This is a genomic window from Frankia alni ACN14a (genome assembly GCF_000058485.1).
GTDB classification, from domain to species: domain Bacteria; phylum Actinomycetota; class Actinomycetes; order Frankiales; family Frankiaceae; genus Frankia; species Frankia alni.
Window position 1 is genome coordinate 4,088,217 of record NC_008278.1, and the last position, 15,297, is coordinate 4,103,513.

Consider the following 15,297-nt stretch of genomic DNA (forward strand, 5'->3'; position numbering starts at 1 on the left):
TCACACGCTATGCACATCGGGGTGAACGAACGCGTGGACTGGCTGAGCACCGAGAACGTCGTGGCCGTGATCACCGCGCTGGTCGGCGTCGTGGCGACCTTTGCCGGGATCTGGTACGAGCGACGAGTTCCGCGCCGAAAGCGGATCGGTTACCGCGTGCAGATGGACATGCCCATCGGCAGCGACAACCGGCACGGTCCGCCTCGGGCGAACATTCGGCTCGGTCTGTTCAACGACCTCCCCGACATGTCCGACGCCACCCTCGTCCTGCTTCGCATCGAAAACGACGGCGCGCAGAGCATCACCGACACCGACTACACCAGCCATGAGCCGCACGGACTCACCGCCGTCTTCACCGAACGAACCGTCCGGGGGGTCGCCGTCACCGAACCCGGAGACGAGCACCTCATGGACCATTTCACGCCGTCGAACGGCATGGCACACGACGGCGGCAGGATCTACCTTCCCCGGGTCCCGCTCAACCGCGGACAGCACTACAAGCTGCTGGTGCTGCTCAGCGGCGGCGGTGTCGGCAGCGAGGTCGCGGTCATCGGCGGGATCCGGGACGGCAAGGTCGAGCGCAACCGCAGCACGACGGTCGACGACAAGCCACCGCTGTTCAGCCGGCCCTCCCGGTGGATCACCAGCGTGCTCACCGTCGGCGTCGTCGCGCTGGCGAGCATCATCGTCACCGGCGAGGACGCCTCCCCCGCCCCGGCGCCGCCTCCGGTCGGCTGCGCCACGGGACGCCTCGACCTCAACGGCTCCACGGCCTTCGCACCGGTCACGCAGGAGGTGGCCCGGATGTACCAGTCGGACTGCCCGGGTTCCACGATCACGGTGACGGCGAACGGCAGCGAGGAGGGGCTCCGGGCACTCGTGCAGGCGGGCGCAAAGGCCGCGAGCGGGTCGCCGGCACTCATCACCGTCTCGGACGGTCAGTCGAATCTCTCCACGCACCTGGACAAGCTCGCGGTCGGGCTGACCGCCTTCGCCGTCGTCGTGAACAACGACGTGCACGTCCCGGGTCTGACGAGCGAGCAGGTACGCAGCATCTACCGCGGGGACGTCGACAGCTGGCGCAGCGTCGGTCAGGCCGACATTCCCCTCAGAATCGTCAGCCGTTCCAGCGACTCCGGAACCCGGGAGGTCTTCCGGCAGCGCGTTCTCGGCGGGGCCTTTCCACTGAGCGCCAACTCCATCGACTGCAAGACGCCGCTCAACCCTCAGGACACGGGAAAACTCCGCTGCGAACTCAGCAGGACCGACCAGGTACTGGACACCGTCGACGACGTGCCGGGTGCCATCGGTTACAGCGATCTGCACACCGCCCAGACTCACCGGAACCTGCACGCCCTGACCCTGGACGGCCTGGCACCCTCCGTCAGCGGACCCTATCCCTTCATCGGCGTCGAATACGCCTACACCTACGGCCAACCGCCCCCGGGCTCCCTCGCGGCCAGCTTCCTCAACTATCTGGCCCGAGGCAGAGGCCAGGACGTGATGCGGGCCCAGGGGCACCCGCCCTGCTACAGCCCGGAGGGCTTCCGGGAATGCCAGAAGGAAGAGTCCTGAGTCACCTCAGCCGGCGGTGCCGCCCAGGGCGGACAGGACGCTGCGGCCGAGGACGGCGGCCAGGCGCTGCAGCGGCCAGCCCTTCGACTCCCGCAGGTCGACGATCACCCGCTCGTCGAACATCGTGATCCAGACGAGGACGGCGTACTCGACGTCCTGGTCGGGAAGCTCCCCGTGCTCGATGAGGTCGCGCACGATCGGCTCCAGGGCGGCGTAGAGCGCGCCGGTGGGCTCGTCGCCGAGGTGGACGCGCTCCAGGAAACCCCGCCAGCTGCGGATGTGGACCGCCGCCGGGCCCCAGTCCGCGGCCTGTTCGGCCCACCGTTCGCAGGCGGCGTCGAAACGCCGCCGCGGGGTCCAGGTGGGGGGCACCGACCGCAGCCGGTCGGTGAGCCGGCCGGTGAGCTGCAGCAGGAACTCGCGGTGCGCGTCGTGGATCGTCTCGAAGTGCCGGTAGGCGGTGGCCGTGGCCACGCCGCCGCGGCGGGCGAGCTCGGGCAGGCCGAAGGTGGGGCCCGACTCTGCGAGCAGCTCGCCGACCGCGGCCAGCAGCCGGTCGCGGGTCTCCTGGGTGTCCCGCCGCAGTCCCGGTCTCGGCCCCGCCATCCGCTCCCCCTCGCCGCCGTCGACGTGCACCGCCGTCGACGCGCACCGCCGATGGTGCGCACCGCCGTCCGCGCGCACCGACATCAATGTTAACCCATAACCTGGGAAGTTAATCTCATGTTTCGCGCCTTGACAGTCATCCGGGCCGACCTCAAGACTCTGGCAACACGCGAAAATCTTCCCATGTCCGCGAGAAGATCGCCAGTTCAATCCCTTTCCCCGCTCCCCGAAAGTGATGTCACATGGCCGTTACCGCATTGACACCCGGGCCTCGCGCCCACGGCCGGCGCGGCGGACGCGTTCTCGCGCCGGCCGTCGCCTCCTGCCTGGCCGCGGCGATCTCCCTGGCAGCCTGCGGATCCTCCGGCGGCGACGGCTCCCCGGCGGGCACCGGCGCCTCCTCCGCCGCCACCGCGAAGACGGTGCACGTGGGCGTGCTCCAACTCGCCAGCGCGACCGTCATCGACCAGACCGTGGCCGCTTTCGAGCAGGAACTGAAAACGAAACTCGCCCCTCGCCCGGTCAGTTTCGACGTGAAGAACGCCCAGGGCGACCAGAGCCTCATCACCAGCATCTCCCGGACCTTCGCCCAGTCGGACTCCGACGGCGTCGCCGTCATCGGTACCCCCGCCGTGGTCGCTCTGGCGCAGCAGACGCAGGACAAGCCCATCTTCGCCCTGGCGATGGGCGACCCGGTCGGCGCGAAGGTCGCCGAGAGTCTCGACCGGCCGGGCAAGAACGTCACCGGCAGCGTCGACTACGTCGATCCCGCCGTGCTGCTCCGGTCGATCATGAAGATCACGCCGGCACCGAAGCGCATCGGGACGATCTACGACCCGTCCAACCAGAACATGCAGGTCTGGATCAAGGCACTGCGCGCCGCGGTGGCGAAGTACCCCGGGGTGAGCGTGGTGGAGTCGACGATCTCCGGCGCCCAGGACGTGCCCAGCGCCGCGCGCAGCCTCACCGGGCGGGTCGACGCCGAGCTCATCGGCCCCGACGCCACCGTGCTGTCGGCGCTGCCCGTCGTCGGCTCGGCCGCGGCCGGCGGGAAGCTGCCGGTCTACGTCGTCGGCGGGGACGCCACCGTCGCGGGCATCCTGGCCAGCATCGGTCCGGACTATCCCTCCCTCGGCCGGCTGGCCGCCGACGCCGCCGCGAAGGTGCTGACGGGCACGCCCGCCGCCGAGGTCGCCTTCGGTCAGCCGTCGGGCGTCGGGTTCACCGTCCAGAAGGCCACCATGACCAAGCTCGGGATCACCCTGCCGGCGGATCTGCTGAGCGCGGCGACGGTGCAGTGATGATCCAGGTCCTGCTGGACATGCTGGTCACCGGCCTGCCGCTGGTGCCGGTGTTCCTCGGCATCTACACCGTCTTCCGCCTTCGCGCCGACTTCGACCTCACCGTGGAGGGCAGCTTCGTCACCGGCGGCGCGGTGTGCGCGCTGACGCTGGTGCACGGCTGGCCGAGCTGGCTCGCGCTGCTGGCGGGGACGGCCGGCGCGGCCGCCGCCGGCGCCGTCACGGCGCTGATCCACCTGCTGCTGCGGGTTCCGGTGCTGCTCGCCGGGCTGGTGATGAGCATCGGGCTGTTCAGCGTGAACCTGCACGTGCTCGACACCCCCACGCTGAGCCTCGGCACGCGGGGGACGCTGTTCAGCGGCTTCGGGTCGCTGTCCGGCCGTCAGGCCGACCTTGCCACCTCCGGGGTGATGGCCGGGGTCGTCGCCGTGGTGCTCGTCGCGTTCGGCCTGTTCCTGCGCACCGAGCTGGGCCTGGCGCTGCGCGCCACCGGTGTCAACGCGCGGATGGCCCGCAGCCAGGGCGTCAACGACCGCCGCCTGACCGTGCTGGCGCTCGTGCTCGCCAACGGGCTGGCCGGGCTCGGCGCGAGCCTCGCCGTGCAGTACCAGGGATACGCCGACGTCAACATGGGCGCGGGCACCTTCGTCGCCGGGGTCGGCGCGGTGCTGCTCGGCGAGCTGTTCGTCCGGCCGTCCGGGTCGAAGCTGCTGCGCATCGTCGGCTGCGTCCTGGTCGGCACACTGGCCTACCGGCTGGTCCTGGTCGGTGCGCTGCGGGTGGGGCTGCCCGCGGGCGACCTGCGGGGGGTCACGGCGCTGACGCTGCTCGTGGCGATCGCCGCCGAACGCTACCTCGGCGTGCTCGGCGGCCTCGCCCGCACGCTCGCCCACACCACCCGCTCGACCAGCACCGCCGTCCGGCAGGAGGCCGCCTGATGCTGCGACTGGCCGACATCGACCTGATCTACAACGCCGGGCGCGCCGACGAGGTCGTGGCGCTGCGCAACCTCAACGTCACCTTCGACCGCGGGCAGTTCGTGACCGTCGTCGGCACGAACGGCGCCGGGAAGTCGAGCCTGATCCAGACGATCTCCGGCGCGGCCCGCCCGACCCGCGGCCGGGTTCACCTCGACGGCCGCGACGTCACCCGGCTGCCCGACCACCGCCGTGCCGGCTGGATCGCCCGGGTCTTCGACGATCCGCGGGCGGGCACCGCGCCGGAGCTGTCCATCGAGGACAACCTGGCGCTGGCGATGGCCCGCGGGCGGGCGCGCGGGCTGCGGTTCGCCGTGACCGCCCGGCGCCGCGCCGTCATGCGCGAGCACGTCGCCGGCCTGGGTCTGGGGCTGGAGAACCGGCTCGCCGACCGCGTCGGGCTGCTCTCGGCGGGCCAGCGTCAGAGCCTGACGATGGTGATGGCCGCCCTGAGCGCCCCGTCGGTGCTGCTCCTCGACGAGCACCTGGCGGCGCTGGACCCGGGCACGACCGCCACCGTGCTCGCGCTGACCACCGAGCTGGTGCGCGAGCTGGGCGCCACCACGGTCATGGTCACCCACAACATGGATCACGCGCTCGCCCTGGGCGACCGGCTGCTGGTGATGAGCCGGGGACGGGTGATCGCCGACTACGACGGGACGGAGAAGTCCGAGATGACGGTAGGCGGGCTGATCGACAGGATCACCGGCGCCGGGGACGCGCTGAGCGACCGCAGCGCGCTGATCGAGAAGGTCGCCTGATGACGACCACGGCGGGAGTCGGCCAGACCGAGATCGGCCAGACGGAGATCGGCCAGACGGAGGGCGCGCAGGTCGGCCAGACCGAGGCCGGGCTGGTGGCGGCCGGGCTGGTGGCCGCGGAGAGGGGCGACCCGATCGCCGGGCGGTTCCCGACGCTGACGGAGATCCGCGCGGCGGCGCAGGCGGTGCTGCCCCGCGACGTGTGGGACTTCCTCGCCGGCGGCGCCGGGCAGGAGACGACGCTGCGGGCCAACCGCGACGCGTTCGGCGGCTGGCAGTTCCGTCCCCGGGTCATGAGCGGCCACCCGGTGCCGTCGACCGCGACCACCGTGCTCGGCCTGCCGATGCGCCTGCCGGTGCTGACGGCGCCGTTCGGCACCGACGGGTTCTTCGACACCGACGGCCACCTGGCCGTGGCCCGGGCGAACGCCCGGTGCGGGACGCTGAGCATCGTCCCCGAGGCGGGCACCCACTCGATCGAGAGCGTCGCCCAGGCCGCGCCCGCCGCGGCCCGTGTGGCGCAACTGCACCCCATGGGCACCGAAGGCAACTTCGTGCGCATGCTGGAGCGCATCGAACGCGCCGGCTACGCGGCCGTGTGCGTGACCGTCGACTGCCCGACCGCCGGGTGGCGCGAGCGCAACCTGCGCAACCGCTTCACCGTCGACCTGCGGATGATCACCGGCAACTACCCGCCGGGCGGCGACGTCGCCGCCCAGGACGTCTTCGGCCAGCTCTTCGCCCGCGACGAACCCGTCTGGACCTGGGACCGGCTGGCCGGGCTGATGCGCCACACCGACCTGCCGTGGATCGCGAAGGGCATCCTCACCGCGCAGGACACCCGCGCCGCCATCGACGCCGGCGCCGCCGCCGTCCTCGTGTCCAACCATGGCGGACGCCAGCTCGACGGCACCCCTGCCGCGCTCGACCAGCTCCCCGAGGTCGTCGCGGCCGCCGACGGCCGCGCCGAGGTCCTGCTCGACAGCGGGGTGCGCTGCGGCACGGACGTCGTGAAGGCCCTCGCCCTCGGTGCGCGCGCCGTGGTCATCGGCCGGCTGGCCGCCGCCGGGCTGGCCGCGGGCGGCGAGGCCGGGGTGGCCCGCGTGCTGACCCTGCTGCACGAGGAGATGGTCACCGTGCTGACCCTGCTTGGGCACGGCTCGGTGACCGAGCTGACCCCCGCGGCCCTGCAACGGAGCCGGCCGTGATCGCCGTAGTGTCCGGCCAGCTTCCCCGGAGCCGGCCGTGATCACGAGGGTGCCCGGCCAGCTCCCGTCGATCTCGGGCGCCGCCGGCCACGGCGACCTCGTCGTCACCTCCGGCGTGATCTGCCCCGACCTGCTGCGCCCCGGCCTGACGCCCGCCACCACCCCGGACGTCCGCCAGCAGATCGACGGCGCCCTGGCAGCGCTGCGCGACGTCCTGCGCGCGGCCGGCAGCGACCTGCGCTACGCGCTGCGGGTGGAGGCGTTCCTGGCCCGCCCGGCGGACTTCCCGCTGTGGGACAGCGCCTTCACCGCGGCCTGGCCCGCCGACCCGCCGGCGCGGACCACTCTGGTCACCGGCTTCGCGCTGCCCGTCGTGCTCGTCGAACTCCAGGCGATCGCCGTGCGCGCACCCGCGGCGGCGCCGTAGCGCCGACCACGGCGCAGGCGCGCCGGGTGCTGCGCCGCGAACCGGGCTGGCACGAGCCTGAACAGGACGAGTCGGCGGGGGAAGACTGTGGGGATGGAGGTTCTCAGCAGTCGGATTCTCATCAGGCCGGTCGACCCGGGGCGTAGCCGGCGGTTCTACCGGGACACCCTGGGGCTGGCGATCTACCGGGAGTTCGGGCCGCCGGACGATCCCGGCCTGGTGTTCTTCCTCGGGCAGAGCCTGCTGGAGGTCTCCGGCCGCGCCGAGGAGCCGACCGGTGGCGGTGCGGGGCGGGTGCGCCTGTGGCTGCAGGTGCGCGACCTCGCCGCCGAGCACCACCGGCTCGCCGCCGCGGGTGTTCCGATCGTCCGCGACCCGCAGCGGGAACCGTGGGGGCTCGACGAGATGTGGATCGAGGACCCGGACGGTATCCCCATCGTCGTCGTGGAGATCCCGCCCGAGCACCCGCTGCGCCGCGACCAGCGTGGGGCTCGGACCGAACCCTGACCGCGCGTCCGACGAGCGGGCGCGTCGACCCCCAGGTCAGACCGGGCCCTGACGGCGCTCCCCCGGTGACGGTGGACCCGGCGACCGGTCCTCGGGCGGCTGGTCGTCCGGCGGCGCCGAACCCGGCCCCTGCCCCGGCGCCCACAGCACGCGCAAGGGCTTCCCGTGCGGGCAGGTTCCCCGCACGGGAACCGGCTCGACGCTGCCGGACCGCACGAACTGGGCGCCCCGACGGCGGCGACACTTGTTGCACGCCACCAGCGAGATGAACGAGACGAGCGGCTCCTGGGGCTCCGGCGCGGTCACTGCTTCTTCCTGATCCGGCCCTCGCCGGAGCAGGCCTCGCACCTCTTCTCCTGGGTGCCGACGAACTGGCCGTCCTCGTCGGTCTCGGCGCGGTCGGTCTGGATCCGCCCAGTTCCGTTGCAGGCGGGGCAGTCCGCGATCTCCACCTCGTCGAGGTCGGGCGACCGGGATTTCGCGCCCCGCTTGTCGTAGTCCTTCTCCGTGTCCGGGTTGCCCTTCGATCCCGCGGAGCCGTCCCTACCGCCGCGTTTGATGCCGTCACGGCCGGTCGAGGCCCCACCACCCGACGCACCGTGCTTGTTCCACGCCATGCTGACTCTCCGTCCACGATCGACGTCGCACCGCGTCGACGGTAACCCCGGACCCCGCGAAGCCGGAACGAGCCAGCCGGATCCGTCACCGAATCCTGGCTCCTGGTCAGGGATCGGCGCCGCCCGGCCTGCGGCGGGTGCAGGCCCGGGGGCGGCGGGCCGGGCGCTCCGGCTAGCGGCCGGCGGCGGTGCCGGTGACGGCCCGCCAGTCCTCGAACCGGGTTCGGGCGAACAGCGCGTCCGGCCCGGGGAGCAGGGTGTCGTCGTCCAGGCGGGCGCCGAAGTAGCGGGCCTGCGGGTCGGTCACCACCGGGCGGGGGTCGCCGCGGCTCGCCAGGTGCTGGCGGACGAGCTCGTCGAGGCGGAACCGCTGTGGGCCGGCGACCTCGACGGTGCCCAGCACCGGCGTGCTGGCCGCGGTGACACCGACGGCGGCGGCGACGTCGGCGGCGGCGATCGGCTGGAACGGCGCCGGCGCCAGGCGGACCATGCCCTCGACGGTGGCGGCGTCGGCGATGCCGCCGACGAACTCGAAGAACTGCGTCGCCTGGACGATCGAGTACGGCAGGTCCCCCTGCCCGATCAGCTCCTCCTGGACGATCTTGGCTCGGAAGTAGCCGCTCTCGGCCAGCCGTCGGGTCCCCACCACCGACAGCGCGACCAGGTGCCCGACGCCGGCGGCGGCCGCGGCGGCGAGGATGTTCGCCGTCGACGTCCGGAAGAACTCCAGTACCGCCTGATCGGCGAACGACGGCGCATTGGACACGTCGACGACGACGTCGGCGCCGGTGAGCGCCTCGGCGAGCCCGTCGCCGGTCAGGGTGTTCACACCGGTGCTCGGCGAGGCGGCGACCGCGCTGTGCCCGTGCCCGGTCAGCCGCTGCACGAGCTTCGCGCCGATGAGCCCTGTTCCGCCGATGACGACGATCTGCACGGTGGATCTCCTCCTCCGGCCGGGGCGGGACGGACGACCCGCGCTGCGGACGCGGACACCGGCCGCCCGCCGATCCGGGACATGCGACGGCGTCCCCGACGTCCACCACCAGTGTGCACACATGAGGCCGCCGGACCGTTACTCGATGCGACGCGCTCGGCGGTGCCGCGCCGCGGGCGGTGATGCAGGAGGTCGTCGACCGTTTCCGTCCCCGCGGACGCGCTCACCCTCCCGCATCCGACCCACCGAGGGGCGGGTCGGGCAGGTCGGGCACGCCGGAGGGGCCGGAGACGCCGGGTGGGCCGGAGATGCCGGGTGAGCCGGGGGTGGCGGGTGAGCCGGGGGTGGCGGGCAGGATGATCGTGACGAGGGCGCCGCCGGCCGGGTCGTTGGCCGCCTCGACGGTGCCGCCGTGGGCCGCGGCGATCGCCGCGACGATGGACAGACCGAGCCCGGCGCCGCCGTCGTCGCGGGCGCGGGCGGCGTCCGCCCGGCGGAACCGCTCGAACGCGTGGGGCAGGAAGGCGGCGGGGAAGCCGGCGCCGTGATCGTGGACCTGGACCACGACGACGCCGGGCGAGCCGTCGGCGTGCCCCGGCGCGCGGTGCCCGCGCAGCTCGACGGCGCTGCCGGGCGGGGCGTGGCGCACCCCGTTGGCGAGCAGGTTGTCGACGGCCTGGCGCAGCAGGTCCGGGTCGCCGAACGCGGTCAGCGGCCGGTCGCCGGCGGGCACCGTGACGTCGAGGCGCAGGCCGCGCGAGGCCGCGTAGCCGGCGGCGGCGCGCGCGGAGCGGTCGAGCAGCTCGTCGAGGGCGAGCGGTCCGCGCCGGATGTGGCCGCCGTCCATCCGGGCCAGGGTGAGCAGTGACTCGGCGAGGCGGATCAGCCGGTCGGTCTCCTCGGCGGCGGTGTGGATCGCCTCGCGCAGCTGCCGGGCCGAGCGTCCCGGGCGGTCGGCCAGCTCCAGCTCGGCGCGCAGCACGGTCAGCGGGGTGCGCAGCTCGTGGCCCGCGTCGGCGACGAAGGCGCGGTCGCGGGCGCGGGCGGCGTGCAGCCGGGCCAGCAGGTCGTTCATGGTGCGGGCCAGGGCGGCGATCTCGTCGCGGGTGGCCGGCACCGCCAGCTGGAACCCGCCGCCGGCCGTCCCGAGGTCGGAGGCCGCCATCTCGGCGGCCTGGCGGCGCATCCGGTCCACCGGGCGCAGCGCGGCGCCGGACAGCAGCCAGGCGGCCAGCCCGGACAGCGCGATCAGCGGTGCGGTCGCCGCGACCATCACGTTGCGGACCCGGTCCTCGGCGCGGTCGGTGAGGTGGGTCGGGCTGCCGACGACGGCGACGAGCGGGCTCCCGCTCCCGCCGGCCGCGGTGCGCACCGGGACGGCGTAAAGGCGCGCCCGCCCGGCGGGCAGGGCCCCGCCGTCGGCGTCGCCGGCGATCCAGACCGGGTGGGACCGGGCCCGGGCCCGTTCGTCGGCGGTGAGCAGGGGGGCCGGCCCGGCGTCCGTCGAGGAGGCCAGCGGCCGCCCCTCGGGGGTGAGGACCTGGGCGATGGAACCGGCCCCGGCGAGCAGGGCGGCCGGGTCCTCGCGGCCGGGTACCGGCTCGTCGGCGGCGAACCGGTCGGCGAGGCGCGCGGTGAGCACGTCGGCCCGGGTTCGCAGATCCGTGTCGACGGCGTCGCGCAGGTTCGCCCGCAGCAGCAGGTAGAACAGCGTGCCGGCGAGCAGCAGCACCAGCGCGGTGCCGAGCGCGAACAGCAGGGTCAGCCGGACCCGCAGCGGCACGTCGGACTACGTCCCGGTGCCGGCGGCCGGCGGCACCGACCCCGCCGGCAACGCCGACCCCGCCGGCAGCGGCGTGAGCGGGACGCACAGGCGGTAGCCGACCCCGCGGACCGTCTCGATGAGCGAGGGCGCCGGCGGCAGGTCGATCTTGCGGCGTAGGTAGCGGACGTACTGGTCGACGATGTTGGAGGTGGCGTCGAACGCGTCGTCCCAGACGTGTTCGGTGATGTAGGTGCGGGTGAGCACCTGGTCGGGATGGCGCAGCAGCAGGTGCAGCAGGGCGAACTCCTTGGCGGACAGGTCGACCGGCTCCCCGCCCCGCCAGACCCGGTGCCCGGCCGGGTCGAGTTCGACCGCGCCGGCGCGCAGCACGACGGGCCGGTGCACCGCGCCGCGGCGGACCAGCGCGCGCAGCCGGGCGGTGAGCTCGCCGAAGCTGAACGGCTTGGGCAGGTAGTCGTCGGCGCCGGCGTCCAGGCCGCGGATGCGGTCGTCGACGTCGACACGCGCGGTGAGCATGAGCACGGGCGCCCAGCGATGGCCGGCGCGCAGCCGGCGGCACACCTCGAAGCCGTCGATGCCGGGCAGCATGAGATCCAGGACGATCGCGTCGTAGGCGATCTCGGTGGCCCGCCAGACGGCGTCGATCCCGTCGCCGACGACGTCGACGGCGTACCCCTCCTCGACGAGGCCCCGGCGCAGCACCGCGGCGGTGCGCACCTCGTCCTCCACGACCAGGACCCGCATGGATCGATGGTAGGACCCGCCGGATGTGGCGACGATGTGGAGGCCGCCGGGTCGGGTCAGCCGGGCCGGCCTGGCAGCCGGGCGGCGAGCAGGCCGATGCCGGCGGCGGCTCCGGCGAACAGGGCGAACAGGGCCGTCACCCAGTCGGCGCCGGCGCGCGCCTGCAGCAGGCTCAGCAGGGCGACGCCGAGCGACGCGGCGAACTGCACCGCCATGAAGATCGAGGTCGTGCCCTGCGGCTGCTCGGCCGGCGGCAGCGTGCGGTACAGGCTGGCCACCGTCGGGGAGGCGGTGAGGCCGAAGCTCAGCCCGACGGCGACGAACAGCGCACACGCGGCGGCGAGCGGGAGGTGCTCGGCGCTCGCCGCGAAGGTCGCCAGCAGCACGGCGCTGGCGACGGCGCCGGAACGCACGAGGGAACGCGCGCCGAGGCGGTCACTGAGCCGCCCGCCGGTCGTCATCGACACGAGCAGCCCGAGCCCGAGGGCGCAGACCAGCAGCCCCTGGTCGAAGCCGTGCAGGCCGTGCTGGTCGAGGCCGACCACCGGCAGCGCGGTCGTCTGCCCGTACATGATCAGTCCGACCAGGCCCATCACGGCGACGCTGGCGGCGAATCCGGGCCGGCGCAGCAGCCGCAGGTCGAGGGCGGGGACGGCCGTCGTGGTGACGGCATGGCGGACATAGGCGACGAGCAGGACGATCCCGCCCGCCGCGGCGGCCGGCACCGGCCAGTCGCCGGACTGCTCGCCGGCCCGGTTGACCGCGAACAGCACGCCGAGGTAACCCGCGGTGAGCAGGGCCAGGCCGCGCAGGTCGGCGCCGGGGCGCGCCGCCGCGGGGTCGGGCCGGCCGGCGGGGACGTAGGCCAGGGTGGCGGCGCCCACCAGCAGCCCGAGCGGGATGTTGACCCCGAACAGCCACTGCCAGTGGCCGGTCTCCAGCAGCAGGCCCCCGAGGATCGGGCCGGCGGCGGGCGCGACGTTGACGACCGTGGACATCACGCCGAGCACCCGCCCCATCGACTCCCGGGTGGCCAGCGCCGCGGACAGGGTCATCGCGCTCGGTTCGAGCAGGCCGCCGCCGAAGCCCTGCAGCGCCCGGAAGCCGATGAGCATCCCCGGCGAGCGGGCCGCCGTGCACAGCAGCGAGCCGAGCAGGAACAGGCCGAGGCCGGTGAGGAACACCGTGCGCCCGCCGAAGCGGGCACTTGCCCAGCCGAGCAGTGGCAGCGCCGTCGCCGCGGCGAGCAGGTAGGCGATCGTCACCCAGACGACGGTGGTCAGCGGGGCGGAGAAGGCGTGGGCCAGCGGGTCGAGGGCCACGGCGACGACGGTGCCGTCGAGCACGGCGAGCAGCGCCGCGCCCGCGAGCGCGACCAGGGCCGGCCCGGTGCGCACCGGCGACCCGGATGCCGAGGCCGGATCGGGCGACGGTGGGGACGTCGGCGTCGGGCCGGCCGCGGGGACGACGGCGGGGACGGGCGCCGTGGCTCCTGGCTCCCCGCAGGCTTCCTTTACGCTCATGAGACCAGACTAAACTACACGGTTTAGTAAGGCTAGAGCGGCCTACAGTAAGGAGGGCAGCGTCGACGGCAGAGGTGAGGGTGGGACCCGATGGCGGGACGGCAGCGCGGCGTCGACAAGCGCCGGGCCATCCTCGACGCCGCGGCGCCGATCTTCGGCACGCAGGGGTACGAGCGGGCGAGCGTGGACGCGATCGCCACCGCGGCCGGAGTGTCCAAGCCGACCATCTACAGCTACTTCGGCGGCAAGGAGAACCTGTTCCGCGAGTCCGTCGCCGACTCCGCCGTCGAGCAGAACGGCGACGCGCTGCGCGTGCTGCAGACCCTCGACGTCTCCCCCGAGCGCTGGCAGGCGAGCCTGTTCGAGGTGGGCGTGAAGCTGGTGGAGTGCCAGCGCAGCAGCTGCTCGATGTTCCTGTACCGCACGATCGCCGCCGAGTCCGCCCGCGATCCCGAGATCTACCGCACGGTGCGGGAGAAGGCCGGCGACCCGATCCTCGACGCGCTCACCGGGCGCCTGGCGATGCTCGGCAACGCCGGGCTGCTGCAGGTCGCGGATCCGGCGCTGGCCGCCCGCCAGTTCTTCGCGCTCATCAACGCGCAGATCCCCGAACTGACCGAGAACGGCACCCGCCCGGCGGCGGACGACGTCGTGCGTCGCGCCGTGCAGGCCGGCGTGCGCACGTTCCTGCTCGCCCACGGCGTGCCCGACCCCCAGCCGCCGGCCTCCACCTCGGTGTCCCAGGCCGCACATCCCCTCGCGAGCTGACGGCCTGCCCGCGCCACGTGATCCAGACCGGTCGAGGCACGGACGGCCTGGGCGCGGCGCCGCGGAACACCAGGATCACCGTTGTTGCCGCGCCCGGCAGCAGGGCGCGGTTCCGCGGAACCGCAGGCGGGGCTCGGGGTCGGGGTCGGGGTCGCAGACGAAGGCGCCATCGTGTCAAACGCGCCGGGCCGGGCCGACCACCCCACCTCGGGGAGTCGGCCCGGCCCAGGGCGAGGCGCGCCGGCCGGAGCCGGCTGGCGTCAGGTCCCGCGGACGGGACCCGACGGGGTCACTTGGCGCCGGCGGTAAGGATCTTCTGGCCGTCGTAGGACCTGCCCGTGGCGAGGAAGGTCTTCTTCGCCGGGTCCCAGCGCTGCCCCAGCAGGGTGTTGTTGAACAGCCGGGTCAGCCCGGGAACCGGGTTGGGCTTGGTGAAGTCCAGCGGCGGGACGAGCTGCAGGTCCAGGCCCTTGGTCTGGTTGAGCTGCGCCAGCAGGGACTTGGCGGTGAGGTCACCGGTGACCTTCTTGCCGACCTGCTCGACGATCTGCACCGCCAGCCAGCCGCCGATGGTGGAGGTGGAGTGGCGCAGGTTCTTCGCCGCGTCGGAGTCCCCGGCGGCGAAGTCCGCGTCGAGCTCGGACTGCAGCCGGGTCAGCTCCGGGTACTTCGCGCTCTGGTTGAGCAGCGGGAACGCGCCGACGGCGTAGAAGTTCTTCGCGGCGGGCCCGAGCTTGACCAGGTTCGCGTCCGAGATGGTGCCCGCGGCGTGGCAGTAGCTCAGTTTGTCCCCGCCGGCCTGGATGAGGCCGATCGAGCTGGGCTCGGCCAGGCCCATCGTGACGCCCTGGGCGCCGGCGTCGGTGATCCGGGCCGCGACGGGAGCGTAGTCGCTCGTCGTCACCGGCACCTTGATCTCCTGCGTGCCGACCCCGGCGGACTTGCCGCCGAGCCCGGCCAGCACCCCGAGGCGGGCGGCGGCGGCGATGTCGTAGTTGACGACCCCCATCTTGCTGATCTTGGCGGTGTCCTTGAGCAGCGGCGCGCAGACGGCCTCGTAGTACGTCGACGCCGGCTGGTAGACGAAGCTGATCTTCGAGGTGAGGTCCGAGCCGTCGCCGGCGATGCCCGAGGCGCCGATGCTGGGAATCCCGGCCTTCTCGAGGATGGCGTTGATGCCGCCCGCGGTGCTGAAGGCGGAGACGACGGCGAGGTACTTGCCGTTCACCGCCTTCTGGGCGCAGGCCTCGCCCGCGGCCTGGTCGTTCTTCGAGTCGCACACGTCGATCTGCACGGGATGGCCGTTGATGCCGCCGCGCTTGTTCAGCGCGCGCACGGCGGCCTTGGCCGCTCCGGCCTGCTCCGGGAAGTTCGTCGTCGGCGTCGTCAGCGGCACGATGGACAACAGCTTCACCGGGCTGGCCTTCGGGCCGTCCGCGGCCGGCGACGACTCCCCCGTCGTTCCGGACGAACCACACGCGGCCAGGGCCAGCGTGGCCCCCACCGCCAGCGCCGCCATCGCGCTTCTGGACCGCATCGTCTTCCTCATCTCTTGCCCGAACC

Annotated in this window: 16 protein-coding genes; 8 read left to right on the top strand and 8 right to left on the bottom strand. The window is 73.6% G+C overall.

What is annotated here, in order from left to right:
• Positions 1–21 precede the first annotated feature (21 nt).
• The gene (locus FRAAL_RS16670) at positions 22–1,575 is read left to right on the top strand and encodes a substrate-binding domain-containing protein (RefSeq protein ID WP_231861042.1); all 1,554 of its coding nucleotides are present in this window, start codon (positions 22–24) and stop codon (positions 1,573–1,575) included.
• A gap of 6 nt (positions 1,576–1,581) precedes the next feature.
• On the opposite strand, the gene FRAAL_RS16675 is transcribed toward FRAAL_RS16670, so the two are convergent.
• Positions 1,582–2,259, bottom strand: coding sequence for a TetR/AcrR family transcriptional regulator (locus FRAAL_RS16675; RefSeq protein ID WP_197537200.1), 678 nt, complete (start codon positions 2,257–2,259; stop codon positions 1,582–1,584).
• 164 nt (positions 2,260–2,423) lie between these two features.
• Between FRAAL_RS16675 and FRAAL_RS16680 the strand changes: the two genes are divergently transcribed.
• The 6 genes from FRAAL_RS16680 (at position 2,424) to FRAAL_RS16705 (ending at position 7,362) form a co-directional block, all read left to right on the top strand.
• Complete coding sequence (locus FRAAL_RS16680) at positions 2,424–3,482, top strand: ABC transporter substrate-binding protein (RefSeq protein ID WP_083866820.1); 1,059 nt, start codon at positions 2,424–2,426, stop codon at positions 3,480–3,482.
• Positions 3,482–4,420: an ABC transporter permease gene (locus FRAAL_RS16685; protein WP_011604949.1), complete on the top strand. Its 939-nt coding sequence runs from the start codon at positions 3,482–3,484 to the stop codon at positions 4,418–4,420. Before FRAAL_RS16680 ends, FRAAL_RS16685 begins: the two co-directional genes overlap by 1 nt.
• Entirely contained in the window at positions 4,420–5,220 is an 801-nt protein-coding gene (locus FRAAL_RS16690; RefSeq protein WP_011604950.1) for an ABC transporter ATP-binding protein, read from the top strand. The genes FRAAL_RS16685 and FRAAL_RS16690 overlap by 1 nt, the downstream gene beginning before the upstream one ends.
• Complete coding sequence (locus FRAAL_RS16695; protein WP_011604951.1) at positions 5,220–6,428, top strand: alpha-hydroxy acid oxidase; 1,209 nt, start codon at positions 5,220–5,222, stop codon at positions 6,426–6,428. The genes FRAAL_RS16690 and FRAAL_RS16695 overlap by 1 nt, the downstream gene beginning before the upstream one ends.
• Positions 6,429–6,465: 37 nt before the next feature.
• Entirely contained in the window at positions 6,466–6,855 is a 390-nt protein-coding gene (locus FRAAL_RS30495) for a RidA family protein (protein WP_011604952.1), read from the top strand.
• Positions 6,856–6,948: 93 nt separating this feature from the next.
• Complete coding sequence (locus FRAAL_RS16705) at positions 6,949–7,362, top strand: VOC family protein (RefSeq protein ID WP_041939395.1); 414 nt, start codon at positions 6,949–6,951, stop codon at positions 7,360–7,362.
• Between the two features lie 36 nt (positions 7,363–7,398).
• Here the strand turns inward: FRAAL_RS16705 and FRAAL_RS16710 are convergent, their stop codons facing one another.
• The 6 genes from FRAAL_RS16710 to FRAAL_RS16735 all read right to left on the bottom strand — a co-directional run bounded on the left by FRAAL_RS16710 (position 7,399) and on the right by FRAAL_RS16735 (position 12,966).
• A complete protein-coding gene (locus tag FRAAL_RS16710) occupies positions 7,399–7,668 on the bottom strand; it encodes a hypothetical protein (protein WP_041939396.1) in 270 nt (89 codons plus the stop codon).
• Positions 7,665–7,979, bottom strand: a complete 315-nt coding sequence (locus FRAAL_RS16715; protein WP_011604955.1) for a hypothetical protein — start codon at positions 7,977–7,979, stop codon at positions 7,665–7,667. The genes FRAAL_RS16710 and FRAAL_RS16715 overlap by 4 nt, the downstream gene beginning before the upstream one ends.
• A gap of 172 nt (positions 7,980–8,151) precedes the next feature.
• Positions 8,152–8,913 carry an SDR family oxidoreductase gene (locus FRAAL_RS16720; RefSeq protein ID WP_011604956.1) on the bottom strand — a complete coding sequence of 254 codons (762 nt, stop codon included), beginning with the start codon at positions 8,911–8,913 and terminating at the stop codon, positions 8,152–8,154.
• 223 nt (positions 8,914–9,136) lie between these two features.
• Positions 9,137–10,696, bottom strand: a complete 1,560-nt coding sequence (locus tag FRAAL_RS16725) for an ATP-binding protein (protein WP_011604957.1) — start codon at positions 10,694–10,696, stop codon at positions 9,137–9,139.
• Positions 10,697–10,702: 6 nt separating this feature from the next.
• Complete coding sequence (locus FRAAL_RS16730) at positions 10,703–11,443, bottom strand: response regulator transcription factor (RefSeq protein WP_011604958.1); 741 nt, start codon at positions 11,441–11,443, stop codon at positions 10,703–10,705.
• Between the two features lie 56 nt (positions 11,444–11,499).
• Positions 11,500–12,966: an MFS transporter gene (locus FRAAL_RS16735; RefSeq protein ID WP_063822642.1), complete on the bottom strand. Its 1,467-nt coding sequence runs from the start codon at positions 12,964–12,966 to the stop codon at positions 11,500–11,502.
• Positions 12,967–13,056: 90 nt separating this feature from the next.
• On the opposite strand from FRAAL_RS16735, the gene FRAAL_RS16740 reads away from it, so the two are divergent.
• On the top strand, positions 13,057–13,734 hold the full coding sequence (locus FRAAL_RS16740; RefSeq protein WP_011604960.1) for a TetR/AcrR family transcriptional regulator: 678 nt from the start codon (positions 13,057–13,059) through the stop codon (positions 13,732–13,734).
• A gap of 289 nt (positions 13,735–14,023) precedes the next feature.
• On the opposite strand, the gene FRAAL_RS16745 is transcribed toward FRAAL_RS16740, so the two are convergent.
• A complete protein-coding gene (locus tag FRAAL_RS16745; RefSeq protein WP_083866821.1) occupies positions 14,024–15,271 on the bottom strand; it encodes an ABC transporter substrate-binding protein in 1,248 nt (415 codons plus the stop codon).
• Positions 15,272–15,297: the final 26 nt, after the last annotated feature.